The organism is Parabacteroides distasonis ATCC 8503, from assembly GCF_000012845.1.
Taxonomy (GTDB): Bacteria; Bacteroidota; Bacteroidia; order Bacteroidales; family Tannerellaceae; genus Parabacteroides; species Parabacteroides distasonis.
On the sequence record NC_009615.1, the window covers coordinates 1,618,023 to 1,636,131 of the forward strand.

Genomic DNA, 18,109 nt, shown 5'->3' on the forward strand with positions numbered 1-18,109 from the left:
TTTTCTGATTGGCATATTGGCATATTTTATAATTGGCACATTATTTTTTGTTATATCTTTGCAACCCATGAAGTATTATCTATACATATTACTTTTTCTGATAGGAACGGCGGCTTCCGCGCATGCGCAAGGACGTTCCGGGAGCCGGGGAGGACGAGGTGGATTCTCGTTATCTAATTTATCATCCTCAAACAAGGAAATACCGGATAGCTTGCTGCAAACAGATAGCGCGGCGCTGAAATCAAAACGAATCATCGGTTATCGGCTCACGCCTCTTTTGGGAGAACGTTATATCGCTCCTATGGATACCAATCGATTAAATTTCGGGAATAGTACGTTGGTGGAAGCGAACTCATTGGCCGTAGGTTATCTGGCGAATGTGGGATCGCCGGCGCAAACCCGTATTTTTAACGAACGTAAGGAGGAACGTGATTTCATCTTCGCCGATGCCTATGATTATTATATCACGACCCCAACAAACGCTTATTTCTACGATACCAAAGTACCCTATACCCAAGTGACTTATACGACAGGAGGAGCCAGCCAGAATAAGATGGACCGACTGAAAGGGGTATTGACCATGAACTTTGGCAAAAAGATCAATGTCGGTGGCGAGATGGATTATATCTATAGCCGCGGATATTATAACTCCAACGGTAATAAATTATTAAGTTATCGTTTTTTCGGAAGTTATATCACCGACCGTTACGAGTTAAACGCTTATTTAAGTAATTTCAATTTCGTAAACTACGAGAACGGTGGACTTACAAATGACCAGTATATCACGAATCCCGATGACTTGGCCGAGAATCAAAGAAATATCGATAGTAAATCATACCCTGTCCGTTACACGGACACATGGAACCGTGTCCGTGGAAAACAATATTTCCTGACACAGAGATACAATCTCGGTTTTACTAAGGAATTGGAAGAAACCGATGAGGAAGGGAACGTAAAAGAGGTATTCATTCCGGTTTCCAGTATCATCCATACCATCGATTACGAAGATAACCGCAGACGCTTTATCTCTAATGATGCCGGGATCGATACCTGCTACACTCATCTTTATGGTATGGACGCATCTTTGAATGACCAGACTTCCTCTTGGAATTTAAAGAATACCTTTGCGTTGGCCTTGCGGGAAGGTTTCCAAGATTGGGCTAAGTTCGGGCTGACCGCCTTCGTTACTTTCGAGAAACGCCGGTTTAGATTGGCATCCCAAGTTCCCGGACTGGACTACGGTCCGGATGGTCGTGGAAGCTCTGAGCCAAGCACATTAAATTTCCCTACTTCCGAAGTATATGATGAGTTTACTACCTACATCGGCGGCGAATTATCCAAACGCCGTGGTAGCCTTCTTACCTACAATGTCCGTGGAGAATTAGGACTTGCGGGAAGTGACGCCGGAGAGGTCCGAGTGAGCGGAGACCTGCAAACAAAATTCAAACTTTTTAAGAAAGACGCTACGATCAAGGCGGAAGGATACATCAAGAACATCACCCCGGCGTTCTACCAACGTCACCATCATGGGCGTTACTATTGGTGGGATCTATCATTGAAAAATGTGCAAAGGATTTACGCCGGAGCGAAAATCAACTTGGAATCCACCCGTACCCAGTTATCCGGAGGAGTGGAAAGTATCCAGAATTATGTATTCTTCAACGGCAAAGGTTTGCCGGAGCAAAGCAGTAAGAACATCCAAGTTGTCTCAGCCCGTATCAAGCAAGATATCATGTATCGTGCGTTCGGATGGGAGAATGAGGTGGCCTATCAGCTTTCTAGCGAGAAGTCTCAACTTCCGTTGCCGGATATCAGCGCATACTCGAATATATATCTAGCGTTTAAGTTGGCGAAAGTATTAACCGTACAGATTGGCGCGAACGTATACTACAACACCGCTTATTACGCTCCTTATTACGAGCCGGCTACCCAGCAGTTCCAAGTACAGGAAGAAGACAAGAAAGTGAAGGTCGGTAATTATCCGTTGATCAACGCTTATGCGAATTTCCATTTGAAGCAAGCTCGCTTCTTCATCATGGCATACAATCTAGGCTCTAAGTTCGTTGACCCGAATTACTTCTCTCTTGCGCATTATCCGTTGGACCCGATGGTCTTGAAAATGGGTATCTCCGTGACTTTCAATAATTAATCGATTGCCATGAGATCTAAGAAGTTGCTTATCCTATACGCTTTTCTACTGATTGTCGCTGTAGTGACAATGGTACAGCTTTGGAGACTTAACCAACGTCCCCAAGAGATCGGACCTCGTGATTATCCGGAAATCAAGGAAGAAGGAATTCTTCGGATGATAACCGAGTACAATCAATCCGGATATTTCGTATCCGGCGATACGGTGCAAGGTTTTCAATACGAGCTTAGCCAAGCGATCGCTAAATTATCCGGATTGGAGGTTCAGACGCATTTGGAAATGAGTTTAGCGAAAAGCTTCGAGGAATTATCGGACAACAAATGCGACGTAATCGCAAGAAACATACCCATCACCTCCGAGATGCGGGAAAACTACCTGTTCACCGAACCGATCGTTCTCAACAAGCAAGTCTTGGTACAACGTACGGCAGAGGCGAACAACGGACAAGCCCCTATCCGTAACCAATTGGATTTAGCCCAAAAGACTTTATACATACCGAAAGATTCCCCGGCCTTATTGCGTCTGCAAAATCTGGGACACGAGATAGGCGATACGATCTACGTGGTGGAAGATGAGTTATATTCTACCGAGCAGCTTATGATCATGGTAGCCAAAGGCGATATCGATTATGCCGTATGCGACCAACAAATCGCCCGCATGACCCAGAAAAAACTGCCGGAAGTCGATATCCTAACGGATGTCAGTTTTACCCAATTGCAATCGTGGGCGGTCCGTAAAGACTCTCCTGTCCTACTGGATAGCCTAAATAGTTGGCTCCAGCAAATCAAAGACAGTGGATTATACGACCAGATTTATAAGCGCTATTACAAATAGGGCTATTCATGAGACGGCAAAATAAAGGAGAACTCCGAACCCACCCCTAATTCAGACGTAACATGTATCGAACCTCCCATCTTCACAACCAATCCTTTGCAGATAGCCAGTCCTAATCCGATTCCTTCCATATAGTCGTTTATTTTCACGAAACGGTCGAAGACATCTTTCAATTTTTCCTTATCGATGCCGATTCCCGTATCCCTTACGTAAAAACGTAATTGATCATCCGGTTGAATGGTATATCCCATCGTGATGCTACCTTCTTTCGTGTTCTTGATAGCGTTGTTCACCAAATTATTAATCAACTGCAACAGACGCATGCTATCCGTACCGAACATATGGTGGTCAGCCTCTTTCTCCAAAACCAACTTGACTCCTCCCGGAACCCGTAACTTGGCGGAAGCATAAATCGTATCCATCAATTCACTGACATCTAATTGCTCATATGTGATCTTTATCGCATCCGCCTCGATCTTCGAGATATCCAAGATGTCATTGATCAATTGCATCAACAATTGGTTATTCATCTTGATCACATCGTAGTACGACATACGTTCCTCATCCGTATCAGCAAAAGCCATCAATTCAGAGAAACCGGTAATCGCATTCAAAGGAGTGCGGATCTCATGGCTCATATCCGCCAGATATTTCGATTTCATCTTATCAGCGGCCTCAGCCTTCACCTTCGCCTCCTCAAGGCTTAATTCTTGATTCTTCCGTTCCTGAATATTCGTTGAACATCCAAGGATAACCGAAGGTCTTCCTTTATCGTCCCGTTCATACACGGTAGCGAATACCTCTCTCCAAACATATTCCTTCTTGCCGGGAAATAGCATACGTGCCTCGATCCTTGCCTCAGAGATTTCCCCTCGGCAAAGACGGGTAAACATATTATGATAATGTTCTTGATCATCCGGATGCGCCCGGCTGATAAACTGCCCCCATGACACCTCTATCATATCTTCCGACATGGTATTCCAATCGTTCAAGGTCACAACGGAATCCTTGAAATTATGGGTACTGTCCGGATCGATGAAGATCGAGCATGTACGTATATCACTTATCCGCAATGCCATTTTCGTCAAGATCCGGGTTCTTCTCAAAGTATTCTCCGTAGCCAACTCGGAAGTTATATCTCTCCATAAAGCCAAGACAAGCGGCTTGCCATTATTTAGGGAAATAGGATATTTAGCGACCTCTATATCCCGGTAATCGCCGGAGGCCGATTTTACCTTGCCCTTAAATCTAGCGGTCAGTCCTGTCTTGATCACATTCATATCGGTTTCCAGACGCTCCTCGGCGGTCATCAAGGCATTATAATTCACCTCGAAATCATCATGTCCCTCGATCTCCCGGGTTTCAATACCCGTTATTTCCTCCATAAAATGATTCCAATACAGGTAATTAAAATGGTTATCCCCATCTTTCACGAAAACACCCAACGGTAACCGATCTAATATCGTATTGATCAGTTCTTGTAGATTTTTTTCTGTTTTCAGAGAAGATACATTGCGTGTATAAACGATCACAAGCTCCTCATTAAAAAGGCTTGCTTGCGATAGATAATAATAGTTCTTTCCCTCAAAAGAGACCTCAAAAGAGAAATCCACTTTCACTTGCTCCTCGAAAACACGTTTAACCGCAGCTCTATAGATCTCATATTGATCGTAGTTCTTCCCGTCCGGGAACAACGCTTGAGGTTGCTTTCCGATACAGTTATTCGCTAAATAATGATAATAATCGTCTTTTGCAGAAATAACCTTGACAAGAGTAAGATTTCGATCTACTAATACGATCGTATCGGGACTCTTCTCCATGATCATCTCTAATCCAGACTGAACGTTACTTCCGCTTTCTAGACTATTCATATTAATTCTTTCGTTTTTGGGGTATAACTCGGGGATAAAGGTATTTATTTTTCTATTTATCACCAAAGAGAAACCTACCTATTGCATAATATTTCTAAATAATCTTTATCTTTACCGGGAATTTGAATGTAAAAAGATGAGATTTGATGAATTAGATTTGGAAGATGCCGTATTAGACGGGCTTTATGACATGAATTTTGACGAAACGACTCCAGTCCAAGAGTTAACGATTCCTGTCATTTTAGAAGGTAAAGACATCATCGCTTGCGCACAGACCGGAACCGGTAAAACGGCGGCGTATGTTTTGCCAGTTATTAATGAACTAAGCAAAGGTTGTCATCCGACAGATGCGGTGAATGCGGTCATTATGGCACCGACCCGGGAATTGGCTCAACAAATAGACCAACAAATTCAAGGATTCACTTATTTTATACCTTCCGTATCTGCAGTAGCCGTGTATGGAGGTACCGACGGAATCGCTTGGGAACAACAAAAGAGAGGTTTAGAGATGGGTGCGGATATCGTGATCGCTACCCCGGGACGTTTATTGTCCCATATTAAGTTAGGTACTGTCGATTTGTCTAAAGTGTCGTTCTTCGTCTTAGACGAGGCGGATCGCATGCTGGATATGGGTTTTTATGACGACATCATGCAGGTTCATAAACAGCTGCCCCCCTACTGCCAGACGATCATGTTCTCGGCTACCATGCCGCCTAAGATACGAACGTTGGCTAAAACCATCCTAAAAGATCCGGAAGAAGTCAAGATCGCTATCTCACGCCCGCCCGAATCTATCATGCAAACCGCATATATCTGCTACGATCCACAAAAGCTCAAGATTCTACAAGATCTCTTCACTCAAAGCCGCCCTCAACGGGTAATTATCTTCTCCTCTTCTAAAATGAAGGTGAAAGAATTAGCGTCTACCCTAAAAAGATTAAAGTTCAATGTAGCCGCCATGCACTCGGATCTGGAGCAATCCCAAAGGGAGGAGGTCATGAAAGAATTCAAGAGCGGACATATCGATATCCTTGTGGCTACGGATGTCGTGGCACGTGGAATTGATATCAATGACATCAAGTTGGTCGTGAACTTCGATATCCCACATGATCCGGAGGATTACGTACACCGAATCGGACGTACGGCACGGGGTACGAACGGCGAAGGATTGGCGATTACTTTCGTATCGATCGATGAACAAGCACAATTCAAGCGCATAGAGGATTTCTTGGAAAAAGAGGTTTATAAGATACCGGTCAGCCCGGAATTCGGTGAAGTGCCCTTGTATGAGCCGGAAAAATACGGTATGAATAAAAGAGGCAGAGGACGGCCTCGTAAAAGTGAGGATAAAGGATCATCCTCGAGCCCACAAAAACGGAATACGGGACACCGTGGAAGGCCTAAAAAGGCGCAATAAAAGCATTATTCTTTTAAATCAAAAACACTATACTTTTGGAGCTAAAACAATATGTTTCGAACTCAAAAGTATAGTGTTTTTTATGGGATATTATCAACCGTTCATGGATGCCAAGAATTCCATATTATCAACGGTTTGTTCCATCCGTTGCTTAACAAATTCCATAGCCTCCATAGAGTTCATGTCTGATAGATATTTGCGTAAGACCCACATACGGTTCAACGTGCTCTCATCCTGCAATAAATCATCACGGCGAGTGCTGGAAGCCGTGATATCCACAGCCGGATAGATACGTTTATTGGCTAATTTACGATCCAATTGTAACTCCATATTACCCGTACCCTTGAATTCCTCGAAGATCACGTCGTCCATCTTAGAGCCAGTCTCCGTAAGGGCGGTGGCTAGAATCGTAAGGCTACCGCCATTCTCAATATTACGGGCGGCACCGAAGAAACGCTTCGGCTTCTGCAACGCATTTGCGTCCACACCACCGGAAAGCACCTTACCGGAAGCCGGTTGTACCGTATTATAAGCACGAGCCAAACGAGTGATCGAGTCAAGAAGAATCACGACATCATGACCACATTCTACCATTCGTTTCGCCTTGTTCAATACGATCTCAGCGATTTTCACGTGACGTTCAGCTGGTTCGTCGAATGTAGAAGCGATTACTTCCGCATCCACGCTACGAGCCATATCCGTAACCTCCTCTGGACGTTCGTCGATCAATAATATAATCATATAAACCTCGGGATGGTTGTAAGCGATAGCGTTCGCGATATCTTTCAGCAACATCGTCTTACCGGTTTTCGGTTGAGCGACGATCAAACCACGTTGCCCTTTTCCGATCGGGGAGAATAAATCAACCACACGTACGGCGATATTATCGTATACTTTCGGTGATTTACGTGCCGTAAGCATGAATTTCTCATCCGGGAATAACGGGGTCAAATGATCGAAAGGAACCCGGTCGCGAACCTCTTCCGGCGTACGGCCATTGATCTTGTCCACTTTCACCAACGGGAAATACTTCTCACCTTCCTTCGGCGGACGAATCGAGCCTTCTACCACGTCACCCGTTTTCAAGCCAAATAACTTGATCTGGGATTGAGAGACATAAATATCGTCCGGTGAAGTCAAATAGTTATAATCTGAAGAACGAAGGAAACCGTAACCATCTTGCATCATCTCCAACACGCCGGTTCCTGTAAGGATGCCGTCAAACTCATACATTTTCTCTTGAGCCTGCTGGTTGTTATTAGCGTTATTGTTATTACGGTTGTTATTATGATTATTCTGTCGATTGTTCTGTCGAGGATTATTCTGCTGGGGAGCGGCCTCGGGTTGAGGTTTGTTAGCCTCGGGTTTCGGAGCGGAGAACGGGAAAATCTGATCCAATACGGATTTAGCGTCCGGATGGCGAAATACGATGCGCTTAGGCTCTTCTTCCGTCGCTTGTGGTGAAGTGGTTTCTTCCGCTACCTCTACCGGAGTCGTATTTTCCGGCAAAGCGGCTTCTTCTTCCGTTTCAAGTTCCGCCACAACAGGAGGCAACAACGGTTTCTCCACCGGGCTCTCTACTACCGCCGGAGTTTCCACGGCCGAGATTTCCGTTACCATAGAGATCGTTTGCGGCTCTTTCGAAACCACCACTTCCTTGTTATCCTCGGAAGGAGCGATAGCGCCCGCTACCTTTTCCTTTTTCTCGATACGGACTCTTTTCTTACGTTCAGGCTGCTCTTTTTGCTCTTTCTTGTCAGCCGGAGCAGCCACTGGCTTTTCCGAAGCCTGTTGGGCACTCTCTGCAGCTTCGGCAGTCTCAGCCTTCGCCACTTTAGGAGAAGCGGCTTTAGCCGGACGGCCTCTCTTACGGCCCTCTACAGGCTTCTTAGCCTCTTTCTCTTTCATCTTTTCAGCCTGAATGCCGGCATAGGAGATCGCTTGCTCATCAAGAATCCGATAAACCAACTCTTCTTTCTTTAAGCTGCTAACTTTTTTTATTCCCAACTCTTCCGCGATACTTTGAAGTTCGGGAAGAAGTTTTTCATTTAGTTCTAGAATGTTATATTTCTGCATATTGCGAAGTAATAATATAAATGGCACATACACACGGATCACATATGCAAACACGACGTACGCCCAATGGTATCATTGTATCTTTATTAAATTATAATTTTCATGTAATAACCGGATTGTTCAGCTAATTTGAACCATTAGTAACATATCTGCGGAGTAAATCTTCGCAAATGTAAGAATATTTTTACAATAAACGAGGATTTAGCCCAAAAAATTCACAATTAGCACACGCTTTGTTGATTCGTCTATACGAAAACGATTATCAGTCCTTTCTCCTACCACCCAAACGATAGCGTCGCCACTACAAAGAAGCCATGTGCGCTCCTTCTCAATCCGGCTAAATTTATGATCGGAGAAATAGTCACTCAACTTCTTACGTCCTTTCATTCCGAAGGGAATAAACCAATCGCCTTCTTTCCAAGTCCGCAATGTTAAAGGGAAATCGAGTTTATCATAATCCAAATAAGCGATCCGCTTATTCTTCTCGATAGGGAAATCTATAGTTATAACAAGTTTTTGGAAAGATAGTTCAATAGGTTCATGATTAATGCCCTTTTCTGGATCTAAAACGAAGGTTCGCTTTTCCTTCTTCTCTAAAGAAGTGATCCATAAATAATCCCGATCCTTCAGCAAACGATGGGTGGAAGAGTAAAACAGCTTACCAGGCTCCTTGGTCAAGGCAGCGAAAATATCGTCCGAGACCAGACGGGTAAAACCATATTCTTTTAATAACTCATACAAAATCGTCTCCGGAGCCGGAAACCGCATCAACGCCCCGATAGAAAGACGATCATCCGATACGACAACCTCTTTCCGGGCTTGTTCCAATACATATATATATATAGTCTCTGCGGCAGAAAGATGCTCGGCGGAACGTGCGATGGTATTCCGGGCCGATGGATTTATCTCCTCCAAAAGCGGCAACACATTCAAACGGATGAAATTACGGGTATAAGCATCCGATAAATTCGTGCTATCCACCATATAGGCGTAGCCTTGATCCGCCAGCCAAGCCAAGATATCCTCACGGCTTACGCACAGCAAAGGACGGACGATGAAACCATTCCTCGGACGGATCCCGCTCATCCCCCGGATTCCCGTGCCCCGTATCAAATTCATCAAGACCGTCTCCACATTATCGTCCCGGTGATGGGCGACGGCGGTCGCCTGCCCTCCCAGCCGCTCCCGCATCTCCTCAAACCAAGCATAGCGCAATTCACGGGCAGCCATCTCTATCGAGAGATGCCTCTCTCCGGCATAAGAGATCGTATCGAAATCTATCTTATGAAAGGGTACTTCCAAAGATTCCGCGAACTCACAGGCAAATGCCTCATCCCGATCCGACTCCTCCCCACGCAAATGAAAGTTACAATGAAGCGCTATACACGGATATCCCAAACGCACCAATACGCCCAACAAAGCCACAGAATCGGCACCACCGCTCAATCCGACCAAAACCGGACGATCCTCGGATAACAGCCGGTACTTCTCTATATATAAACGTATCGTATGTATCATAACATCTTTGTATTAAAAACAATAATGGCCCTAGCCGGTTTTAGCTAGAGCCATTACTTATAGATCTTTTGAATTAATCTTCTACACCTGCTAATTCCGGGTCGATCATAATACGACCACAGTATTCGCAAACAATAATTTTCTTACGCAACTTGATATCCAATTGCTTCTGAGGCGGGATCTTGTTAAAGCAACCACCGCAAGCGCCACGTTGCACATAAACAACAGCCAAACCGTTACGAGCACCTTTACGGATACGCTTGAAAGCGGTCAACAAACGAGGTTCGATAGTGGCTTCCAGCTTCTTCGCTTTCTCACGAAGTTTCTCCTCATCCTGCTTTGTCTCGGAAATGATCTGCTCCAACTCGCTCTTTTTCTGAACCAAGTCAGCCTTACGGCCTTCCAGCTTCTCAGTCAGTTCAGCGATATCTTTTTTCTTAGCGTCTACCGCCTCTCCGAACTCACGGATTTTCTTCTCTGAGAACTCAATTTCCAAACCTTGGAACTCGATCTCCTTGGACAGGTTATCAAACTCCCGGTTATTACGCACATTATCTAATTGTGCCTTATAGCGATCTATCAATGTGGTAGATTCCGTGATCTTATGCTTTTGCTCAACAACAGAAGCCTCAAACTCCTTGATCTCCGCCTGATAGTTCTGGAGACGTGTTTCCAGTCCTGCGATCTCGTCCTCCAAGTCTTGAACCTCCAGAGGAAGCTCACCACGAAGGGTCTTGATCTTATCAATTTCAGTCATCATCGTCTGAAGTTGATACAGCGTAGAAAGCTTTTCTTCAACCGTATATTCCTTTTCAGCTGATTGTTTATCTGTAGCCATTCTATAAATATTTTACTGGGTTTGAATTAACATTCGAAAAATGTACCGCAAAGGTAGGGAATTTTTTCGATATTATGTTATAAAATATGTCTTTTGTACAGATTTCCGATTCATAATGACCGATAACCGCCAGTAGAATCCGGTCCTCCACATCGTAAAAATCGTTGTACTTTGCCTCCCCCGTTATAAAGACATCGGCACCATACGCGATAGCGTCCTTGATCAAGAAAGCGCCGCTGCCTCCGCAGATAGCGACCTCTCGGATAGGCTTACCAGTAAATGGGGAATGCTTCACGCAACCGACGTTAAACAGGGCCTTGATCCGCAACAAGAAACTCAACTCATCTTCCTCGGCAGGCAACTCTCCCACTACACCGGAACCTGCCTGTTCCCATGTGTTTGATAACGAATAAAAATCAAAAGCCGGCTCCTCATACGGATGAACGGATAACAGGGCACGGGTCACCGCCGTCTTCTTGAATGCCGGAAAGATCATCTCGATACGCACCTCTTTCTCTACATGCAACTCGCCGATCTCACCACAAAACGGATTGCATCCCGCATTGGCACGGAATGTTCCCTCGCCATGTAAATTATAACTGCAAGCATCATAGTTCCCGATACTTCCCGCACCGGCATTGAACAAGGTATTCCGCATGATCTCGGCATAAGCCTCGGGGACAAACGTCACCAACTTCAGCAAAGCGCCTTTTTGGGGGCTCAAGATCCGTACATTTTGCAAGCCGATCAACTCTGCCAAACGGTAATTCACGCCTCCTACGGCATTATCAAGATTGGTATGGGCGGCATAAACCACCAAATCATACTTACACGCCTTCATCATGCAACGCTCGATATAATTGGAGCCAGTCAACGACTTAAACGACTTAAAGGCCAAAGGATGATGAGAGATGATCAGGTTGTATCCCATCTCGATCGCTTCATCAAGCACCTCCTCGGTAACATCTAGGCATAGCAACACACCCGTCGCATGCTGGTTCACGTCGCCAACTTGCACACCCGCATTGTCAAAACCTTCTTGAAGCGGCAGCGGGGCGTAATGCTCGATTTCTCTCAATATATCTTTAACCTTTACCATGCTAAATATCTTTTGATTTATGTTCGGGAGAAAAAGTAATTCCTTTCGGAAGAAAAGAAAATTCCATTCAGATGGAATAAGATTCCCATTCGAATGGAATTTCAGATTGGATTATTTCTTGATATCAACGATCAAATTCAGTTCGTCCAACTGGGCCGGATCCAAGACACCCGGAGCATCGAGCATAACATCTCGTCCAGAATTGTTCTTCGGGAAAGCGATACAGTCGCGGATAGAATCCAAACCGGCGAACAAAGACACGAAACGATCCAAGCCATAAGCCAAACCTCCATGAGGAGGCGCTCCGTACTTGAACGCATTCATCAAGAAACCGAATTGCTCTTGCGCTCTTTCTTCGGTGAATCCTAACAGCTTGAACATCTTATCCTGTAATTGGCTGTCGTGGATACGGATAGAACCACCACCCACTTCAACGCCATTGATAACCATATCATACGCATTCGCACGAACAGCGCCCGGATCCGTGTCCAACAACGGTATATCATCCGGATTCGGAGAGGTAAACGGATGGTGCATAGCGTAGAAACGTTGATCGTCCTCGTTCCATTCGAACAGCGGGAAGTCGATTACCCACAAGCAAACGAACTTATCCTTGTCACGAAGGCCTAATTGATTACCCATCTCTAAACGCAACTCGCAAAGTTGCTTACGAGTCTTCATCGCATCGTCGCCGGAAAGGATCAAAATCAAATCACCCGGCTTAGCGCCGAACGCATTCTTCATTTCTTGAAGAACCTCTTGGCTATAGAATTTATCTACGCTTGATTTCACGTTACCATCCGCTTCCACACGGGCGTAAACCAAACCTTTAGCACCTACCTGCGGACGTTTCACGAATTCAGTCAGCGCATCCAGTTGTTTACGGGTATAGCTTGCAGCACCTTCCGCACAGATACCCCCTATGTAAGCAGCGTTATCGAATACGGAGAAACCATGGCCTTTCATGATGTCCATCAACTCGACGAACTTCATGCCGAAACGCAAATCCGGTTTATCGCTACCATATTGTTTCATAGCATCTTGCCAAGTCATACGCATAAACGACTCCTTGAACTCGACACCACGGATTACCTTAAACAAATGTTTCGCCATGCCCTCGAACATATTCAAGACATCCTCTTGCTCCACGAAGCTCATCTCACAGTCGATCTGCGTGAACTCCGGCTGGCGATCCGCACGCAAATCCTCGTCACGGAAACATTTTACGATCTGGAAATAACGGTCGAAACCGGAAACCATCAACAATTGCTTCAAGGTCTGTGGAGACTGAGGCAAAGCGTAGAACTGTCCCGGGTTCATACGGGAAGGAACCACGAAGTCACGGGCACCCTCCGGGGTAGAATTTACAAGAACCGGAGTCTCTACCTCCAAGAAACCTTGCTCATCCAAATAGCGGCGAACCTCGAACGCCATTCTATGACGAAGTTCCAGATTCTTACGAACGCAAGCACGACGCAAGTCCAGATAACGATATTTCATACGCAAGTCATCACCGCCATCTGTCTCCTCCTCGATCGTGAACGGAGGGGTAAGCGCAGTGTTCAGGACATTTAATTCAGAAACGATCAACTCAATATCACCTGTCGGGATATGCGCATTCTTGCTGGAACGCTCACGAACCGTACCCGTAACCTGAATCACGAATTCACGGCCCAGTTTATTCGCCTTTTCGCAAAGAGCTGCGTCAACCTCCTGATTAAATACCAACTGAGTAATACCATAACGGTCGCGGATATCGACAAATGTCATTCCTCCCATTTTGCGGGTTTTCTGCACCCAACCGGCCAGTGTAACCACCAGACCTTCATCCGCAAGGCGCAAGTCGCCACAAGTTCTTGTTCTATACATCTTTATTATTTAATTTGCTAGATTTACCAATCTTTATACCTCGGTTTATTACAAACCGCAACCACAAAGATAATACTATAAATCTTAATAATTATTCTTTTAAGCAAATTAAAATACGTTTTACCCTCTGCTACCCAAGCTGTCCGTATCGGGATTAATCTCTTTCACAGCCTCCTTTACATCCTTGGCCGTTATTTTCTTCTCATTTTTAACAGCGATTTGCTCTACAGGATACTTTTCCTCCATCTCCTCCAATTTAGAGTCTACGGATGTTTTTGAATCATTTGTTCTCATATTCTCTATTTTATTAACGTAATAATGGCTATTAAACAAGCAAGTACTGCCAATGGTTTATAGCGATAGCGACATTGTCCGTGAACATGGGGAGTATCTTCATTTAAGCTTTGATTTAAGGGAACAATACCCCTAGCCACGCCAGTGCGGCATAGGCAGAAATACCATTTCAGCTCTGGTAATACACTTGCTGAGCCTCCTCAATATGACAAACATGAGTATGTCTTCAAGTTTGTGTTTGAAGTTCTCCCTGCTTGTTCTACAGTATTTAGGGACTGAAGATACAAATTTTCTCAAATGAGTCATGATGCCGCCACGAAGACAGTCAAGGTGTTTCTTCTTTAGTAATATTATGTGTAAAAAGTTGTATATCAAGAAAATAAATCCTGTTTTTGCTATCGCAAAAACAAAAGCGGAAGACAATATAAACATCATATCGCTATTGAATTCCGCCTATAAAAAAATAAGAATGAACGATAAGATGAAACACCTAAGGCGGTGCTTCCGTATCGCTGCGCACGGATATAAGGATTTTTTAACAAAAAAACAAGCGATGAACAATATTTCTTAAATGAAAAAGCCGTGTGCCAAAGGTACGGATTTCCGGCTTATGTTACAGTAGATATTACCTAATTATCATATCTTTGCGTAAAATGAATTAAGAAGACATGAAGTCAACAACTGAATATATAAACATCTTGCGTGACTATATGGCGAAGAATGCATCCAAATATAGCATTACCCGTATGGGAATATTTGGTTCTGTAGCCAGAGGGGAACAAACAGAAAACAGTGATGTTGATGTTTATTTAGAGACCTCAAAGCCAAATATGTTCGCATTGGTACATATAAAGGAAGATTTACAATCCCTATTCGGCTGTAATGTCGATATTGTCCGATTGCGGGATCAAATGGATTCACTTTTGAGAAACCGAATTGAAAAGGAAGGCATTTATGTGTGATACAGAATTAGTCCGTTCCTCTTTGACAAAGATACAAACGGCTTTAGATAGATCGCTCGCTTGGTCAGCCCATCTTCCCAATGTTGTTCCGCCAAGTACTGAATGAATCGGTCTTTTTGATCGTCTGCCATACCCTCACTGTATTTTACAGGAGCTCGAAAGAAGGTTTCCCTGCTCAACTACTCCCTCTTCTGTTTGATTGAAAGATATTACAAGAAACCTTATTCCTTTTACAAAAAGACTGAACAGACTCGCCTCTTGGCAGTGACTCTGTTTGGTACTGAAAATAAAATCGCTCTAAATCCTCGTTGCTATACACAAATCTATAAGTTTTTGTTCGCAACGAAGGTACGGATTCTAAATCTCAGCCCTAAATTGAGTGCTTACAGACATGATACTCTTCAATTCGGTATCACCCAAAAAGTCTGTAAGTTAGACAAGAAGAATAGTCTATACATTCAGAGTCCATCATACATTTATGAATTGCAAAGGAGAGAATATCTATTTGGAAGGACAGTATAAATCAACATGCCAAAATCTTCAATTAACGGCATAATAATTTATTTTGCAGATACGCCATATAAACGCTCATATTGTTTTGTTATCATTATCCATCGATAACATCTTTGAGCTATTTCCATCATATTTTCTGCATTTAAAACATAATAAGAATCAGGCATTTTCAATAAATTCACAAGATCTTCTACAGAAGAAAAATAATCCGCCTTATTTTCCGTTGTCTCTCTATTATAAATCACATCATAAGCCAATATCGGTTTATTAAAAAACATTGCTTCCACCAAAGACGGATTGGTACCACCTGCACTATGTCCGTGAATATAATAGCAACAATGGCTTCTAAGAACATTCAACACCTTCACATCATATATTGGGGAAAGTAAATGGATATTTTCACAATCACCATATTTATCTTTTAGCATCTTTCCATACGAACTTCTTTCCCAATTTCCTATAAAAAACAATTCTTTCCCAGTCCGTTTAAAAGCTTCCAATGTTATATGTACGTTATTTTCCGGCTCTATTCTGCATAACGAAAAAGAATAATCTACATCTTTTAGACCATATTGCTCTAATACTTCATCTTCTATATCAGAAACGTCACACAAAACATGATCACCACCATAAGCAATCAACTCAGCCTGTTTACCATACTCTTCTAATACATAATCTTGAATTCCCTTATTATCGGCCACCACTACATCTGCATATTTCACAGCCATTTTTTCTGAGAACCTCAAGAATCGCCGTGTCCACTTTCCCCATTTATTTCTTCGGTGTTCCAATCCATCAATATTAATTATCAATTTCTTTTTTGAGAACAAACGATAAATGGGTAAAAAGCAACATCCAGAGACACCTAATATCAGAACAACATCACTTCTCCGTGTAGCTTGAATCAAAGACAAAATATCATAAAAGATACTTTGAATGCCATTAGCATCTAAAGGAATATACTTTAACGAAGCACCTTTATACAAACTAAGCCTCTTAGGATAACTTTTACTACTACAATATACCGTATAATTCCCATCCTTAGAAGCATTTTCACCTATCACATTTTCGACTAAGGTTTCAAAACCTCCATAATTAGCAGGTACTCCAACCGTACCAATGATTGTTATATATTTCATGTAAACAACTTATTATACACACATTATCATAGCAAAATCAACCACTATACACTAAAAAAATAATTTTTTCAACCGCTTCTTAATACGATTATATAGTTTATTAAAAGGAACAATAAGTATTAACATATATGTCAAATAATAAGAAAACCACGGGAAATACTTCTTAATATTTTGCTTATATCCGTATATATCAAAGCATTCTATCCTTGCCACATATTTATTAAAAAGAAGCGTAGGAAGAAAATAGAATAATATATCATTCAATATATGCTTTTTACATTTCATGGAAATATATCCAGATTTATATACAGCATCAATCAAAGACGGATATTCAATAGTAAAAGCTTTGAATTTATTATGCCCACCTCGTTTAGGAATCCTTTGAACATCAAACAAATATTCATCATTAATAATATATTTTCCTAAACAATGTTGCGTCAAGAACAAGGAGGTATGAGGAAATAAAGGATTTAACTTTATTTCTCCTATCTTATCAAATTCATCTTTCCATATGCAGAAGCCATTGCTTGACGAAGACCAATATGACAAGTTATACATAAAAGAATTAAAATCATCATATGCCAACACTCTGTTTTTATTAAGCATTCCATTTGAATAGAATAGTAAAGCTTTATCATTTTGCGACCCTCTAATATCATCAATTATTTTCGTCAAACTCCCTTTTTTGAATTTTGCTTGACTATTATGAAGTTTTAAGAATGTGCCCTTCGCATATGTAAGAACACAATAGGAGTTTAAAAATCCCTCACAATCTGTATGGAAATATTTTAAGTTTTCAAAATCAAATTTATTAACCAACAGTTCTATTTCATGTAGAGGATCATTATCAGAAAGAATAACCTCATAATCAGTTATTGGAACATCTGAATTATCTTGAAAAATACTTGTAAGTGTTAGTTCTAGTTGCTCAATCCTTTTACAGCACGGAATACATATAGATAATAACATAAATAGAATGATTGTTAAATATATTTGATAATTTTTGCCGGAATCCCCCCTATAACACAATTATCAGGAAACTGTCCACGCACAACAGCACCTGCTGCTACAACACTGTTATCGCCGATGATAGTACCATCTAAAATCGTAACTTTTGCTCCAATCCAACAATTCTTGCCAATTTTAACGCCAACACCATTAACACCTTGTAGCCTAATAGGAATATTTGTATTATGATAATTATGATTCTCTGGATGTATACTCACATAATTTCCGAATATAGTATCATCTCCAATCTCTAAAAAGCCCATTCCACTTCCATAATGCCCATGTGTACCTAATCCGACATAATTTCCTACTCGCATTCCCTTTCCAAAATACCGTAAAGAACCTGTTAATTCTATGTGCGTATTATAACCGATAGATACGTTATCGCCGCATATCAGCCCCTCTTGGGAAAGAGCATTTATATAACAATTTCTTCCTACACTGAAATTTTTTCCTACTTTAATCATAGAGGTACACCTCATTACACTTGAAGGATGTATAAAAAGTTTTTTTATTGATCGA

Annotated in this window: 14 protein-coding genes; 4 read left to right on the forward strand and 10 right to left on the reverse strand. The window is 42.4% G+C overall.

The genetic code is table 11. The annotated features are described in order from the left end of the window. Positions 1-67 precede the first annotated feature (67 nt). Together BDI_RS06965 and BDI_RS06970 are read left to right on the forward strand one after the other, a co-directional pair. On the forward strand, positions 68-2,149 hold the full coding sequence (locus tag BDI_RS06965) for a putative porin (RefSeq protein WP_010182819.1): 2,082 nt from the start codon (positions 68-70) through the stop codon (positions 2,147-2,149). A 9-nt stretch (positions 2,150-2,158) separates the two neighbouring features. Continuing rightward, positions 2,159-2,983 carry a transporter substrate-binding domain-containing protein gene (locus BDI_RS06970; RefSeq protein WP_005856312.1) on the forward strand — a complete coding sequence of 275 codons (825 nt, stop codon included), beginning with the start codon at positions 2,159-2,161 and terminating at the stop codon, positions 2,981-2,983. A gap of 2 nt (positions 2,984-2,985) precedes the next feature. Here BDI_RS06970 and BDI_RS06975 read toward each other — a convergent pair whose 3' ends face one another. Continuing rightward, positions 2,986-4,854, reverse strand: coding sequence for a PAS domain-containing sensor histidine kinase (locus BDI_RS06975; RefSeq protein WP_011966432.1), 1,869 nt, complete (start codon positions 4,852-4,854; stop codon positions 2,986-2,988). A 136-nt stretch (positions 4,855-4,990) separates the two neighbouring features. Between BDI_RS06975 and BDI_RS06980 the strand changes: the two genes are divergently transcribed. Next, positions 4,991-6,271: a DEAD/DEAH box helicase gene (locus BDI_RS06980; protein ID WP_011966433.1), complete on the forward strand. Its 1,281-nt coding sequence runs from the start codon at positions 4,991-4,993 to the stop codon at positions 6,269-6,271. 93 nt (positions 6,272-6,364) lie between these two features. Here BDI_RS06980 and rho read toward each other — a convergent pair whose 3' ends face one another. The 6 genes from rho to BDI_RS21020 form a co-directional block, all read right to left on the reverse strand. Beyond that, the gene (gene rho / locus BDI_RS06985; protein WP_011966434.1) at positions 6,365-8,347 is read right to left on the reverse strand and encodes a transcription termination factor Rho; all 1,983 of its coding nucleotides are present in this window, start codon (positions 8,345-8,347) and stop codon (positions 6,365-6,367) included. A gap of 201 nt (positions 8,348-8,548) precedes the next feature. Next, on the reverse strand, positions 8,549-9,865 hold the full coding sequence (gene tilS, locus BDI_RS06990; protein ID WP_005856304.1) for a tRNA lysidine(34) synthetase TilS: 1,317 nt from the start codon (positions 9,863-9,865) through the stop codon (positions 8,549-8,551). A 73-nt stretch (positions 9,866-9,938) separates the two neighbouring features. Further along, the gene (locus BDI_RS06995; protein WP_005856302.1) at positions 9,939-10,703 is read right to left on the reverse strand and encodes a zinc ribbon domain-containing protein; all 765 of its coding nucleotides are present in this window, start codon (positions 10,701-10,703) and stop codon (positions 9,939-9,941) included. A gap of 1 nt (position 10,704) precedes the next feature. Further along, positions 10,705-11,802, reverse strand: a complete 1,098-nt coding sequence (locus BDI_RS07000; RefSeq protein WP_011966435.1) for a Nif3-like dinuclear metal center hexameric protein — start codon at positions 11,800-11,802, stop codon at positions 10,705-10,707. A gap of 111 nt (positions 11,803-11,913) precedes the next feature. After that, positions 11,914-13,671: an aspartate--tRNA ligase gene (gene aspS / locus BDI_RS07005; protein ID WP_005856298.1), complete on the reverse strand. Its 1,758-nt coding sequence runs from the start codon at positions 13,669-13,671 to the stop codon at positions 11,914-11,916. 120 nt (positions 13,672-13,791) lie between these two features. Then, complete coding sequence (locus tag BDI_RS21020; protein WP_005856296.1) at positions 13,792-13,965, reverse strand: hypothetical protein; 174 nt, start codon at positions 13,963-13,965, stop codon at positions 13,792-13,794. Between the two features lie 668 nt (positions 13,966-14,633). On the opposite strand from BDI_RS21020, the gene BDI_RS07015 reads away from it, so the two are divergent. Continuing rightward, complete coding sequence (locus tag BDI_RS07015; protein WP_011966437.1) at positions 14,634-14,927, forward strand: nucleotidyltransferase family protein; 294 nt, start codon at positions 14,634-14,636, stop codon at positions 14,925-14,927. A 560-nt stretch (positions 14,928-15,487) separates the two neighbouring features. Here BDI_RS07015 and BDI_RS07025 read toward each other — a convergent pair. From BDI_RS07025 to BDI_RS07035, 3 genes are read right to left on the reverse strand one after another with little or no spacing between them, the layout of a single operon-like run. Then, entirely contained in the window at positions 15,488-16,579 is a 1,092-nt protein-coding gene (locus BDI_RS07025; RefSeq protein WP_011966439.1) for a DUF1972 domain-containing protein, read from the reverse strand. A gap of 51 nt (positions 16,580-16,630) precedes the next feature. Then, positions 16,631-17,548: a glycosyltransferase family 2 protein gene (locus tag BDI_RS07030; RefSeq protein WP_049762303.1), complete on the reverse strand. Its 918-nt coding sequence runs from the start codon at positions 17,546-17,548 to the stop codon at positions 16,631-16,633. Positions 17,549-17,562: 14 nt separating this feature from the next. After that, positions 17,563-18,054, reverse strand: coding sequence for an acyltransferase (locus BDI_RS07035; protein ID WP_227742544.1), 492 nt, complete (start codon positions 18,052-18,054; stop codon positions 17,563-17,565). Positions 18,055-18,109 lie beyond the last annotated feature (55 nt).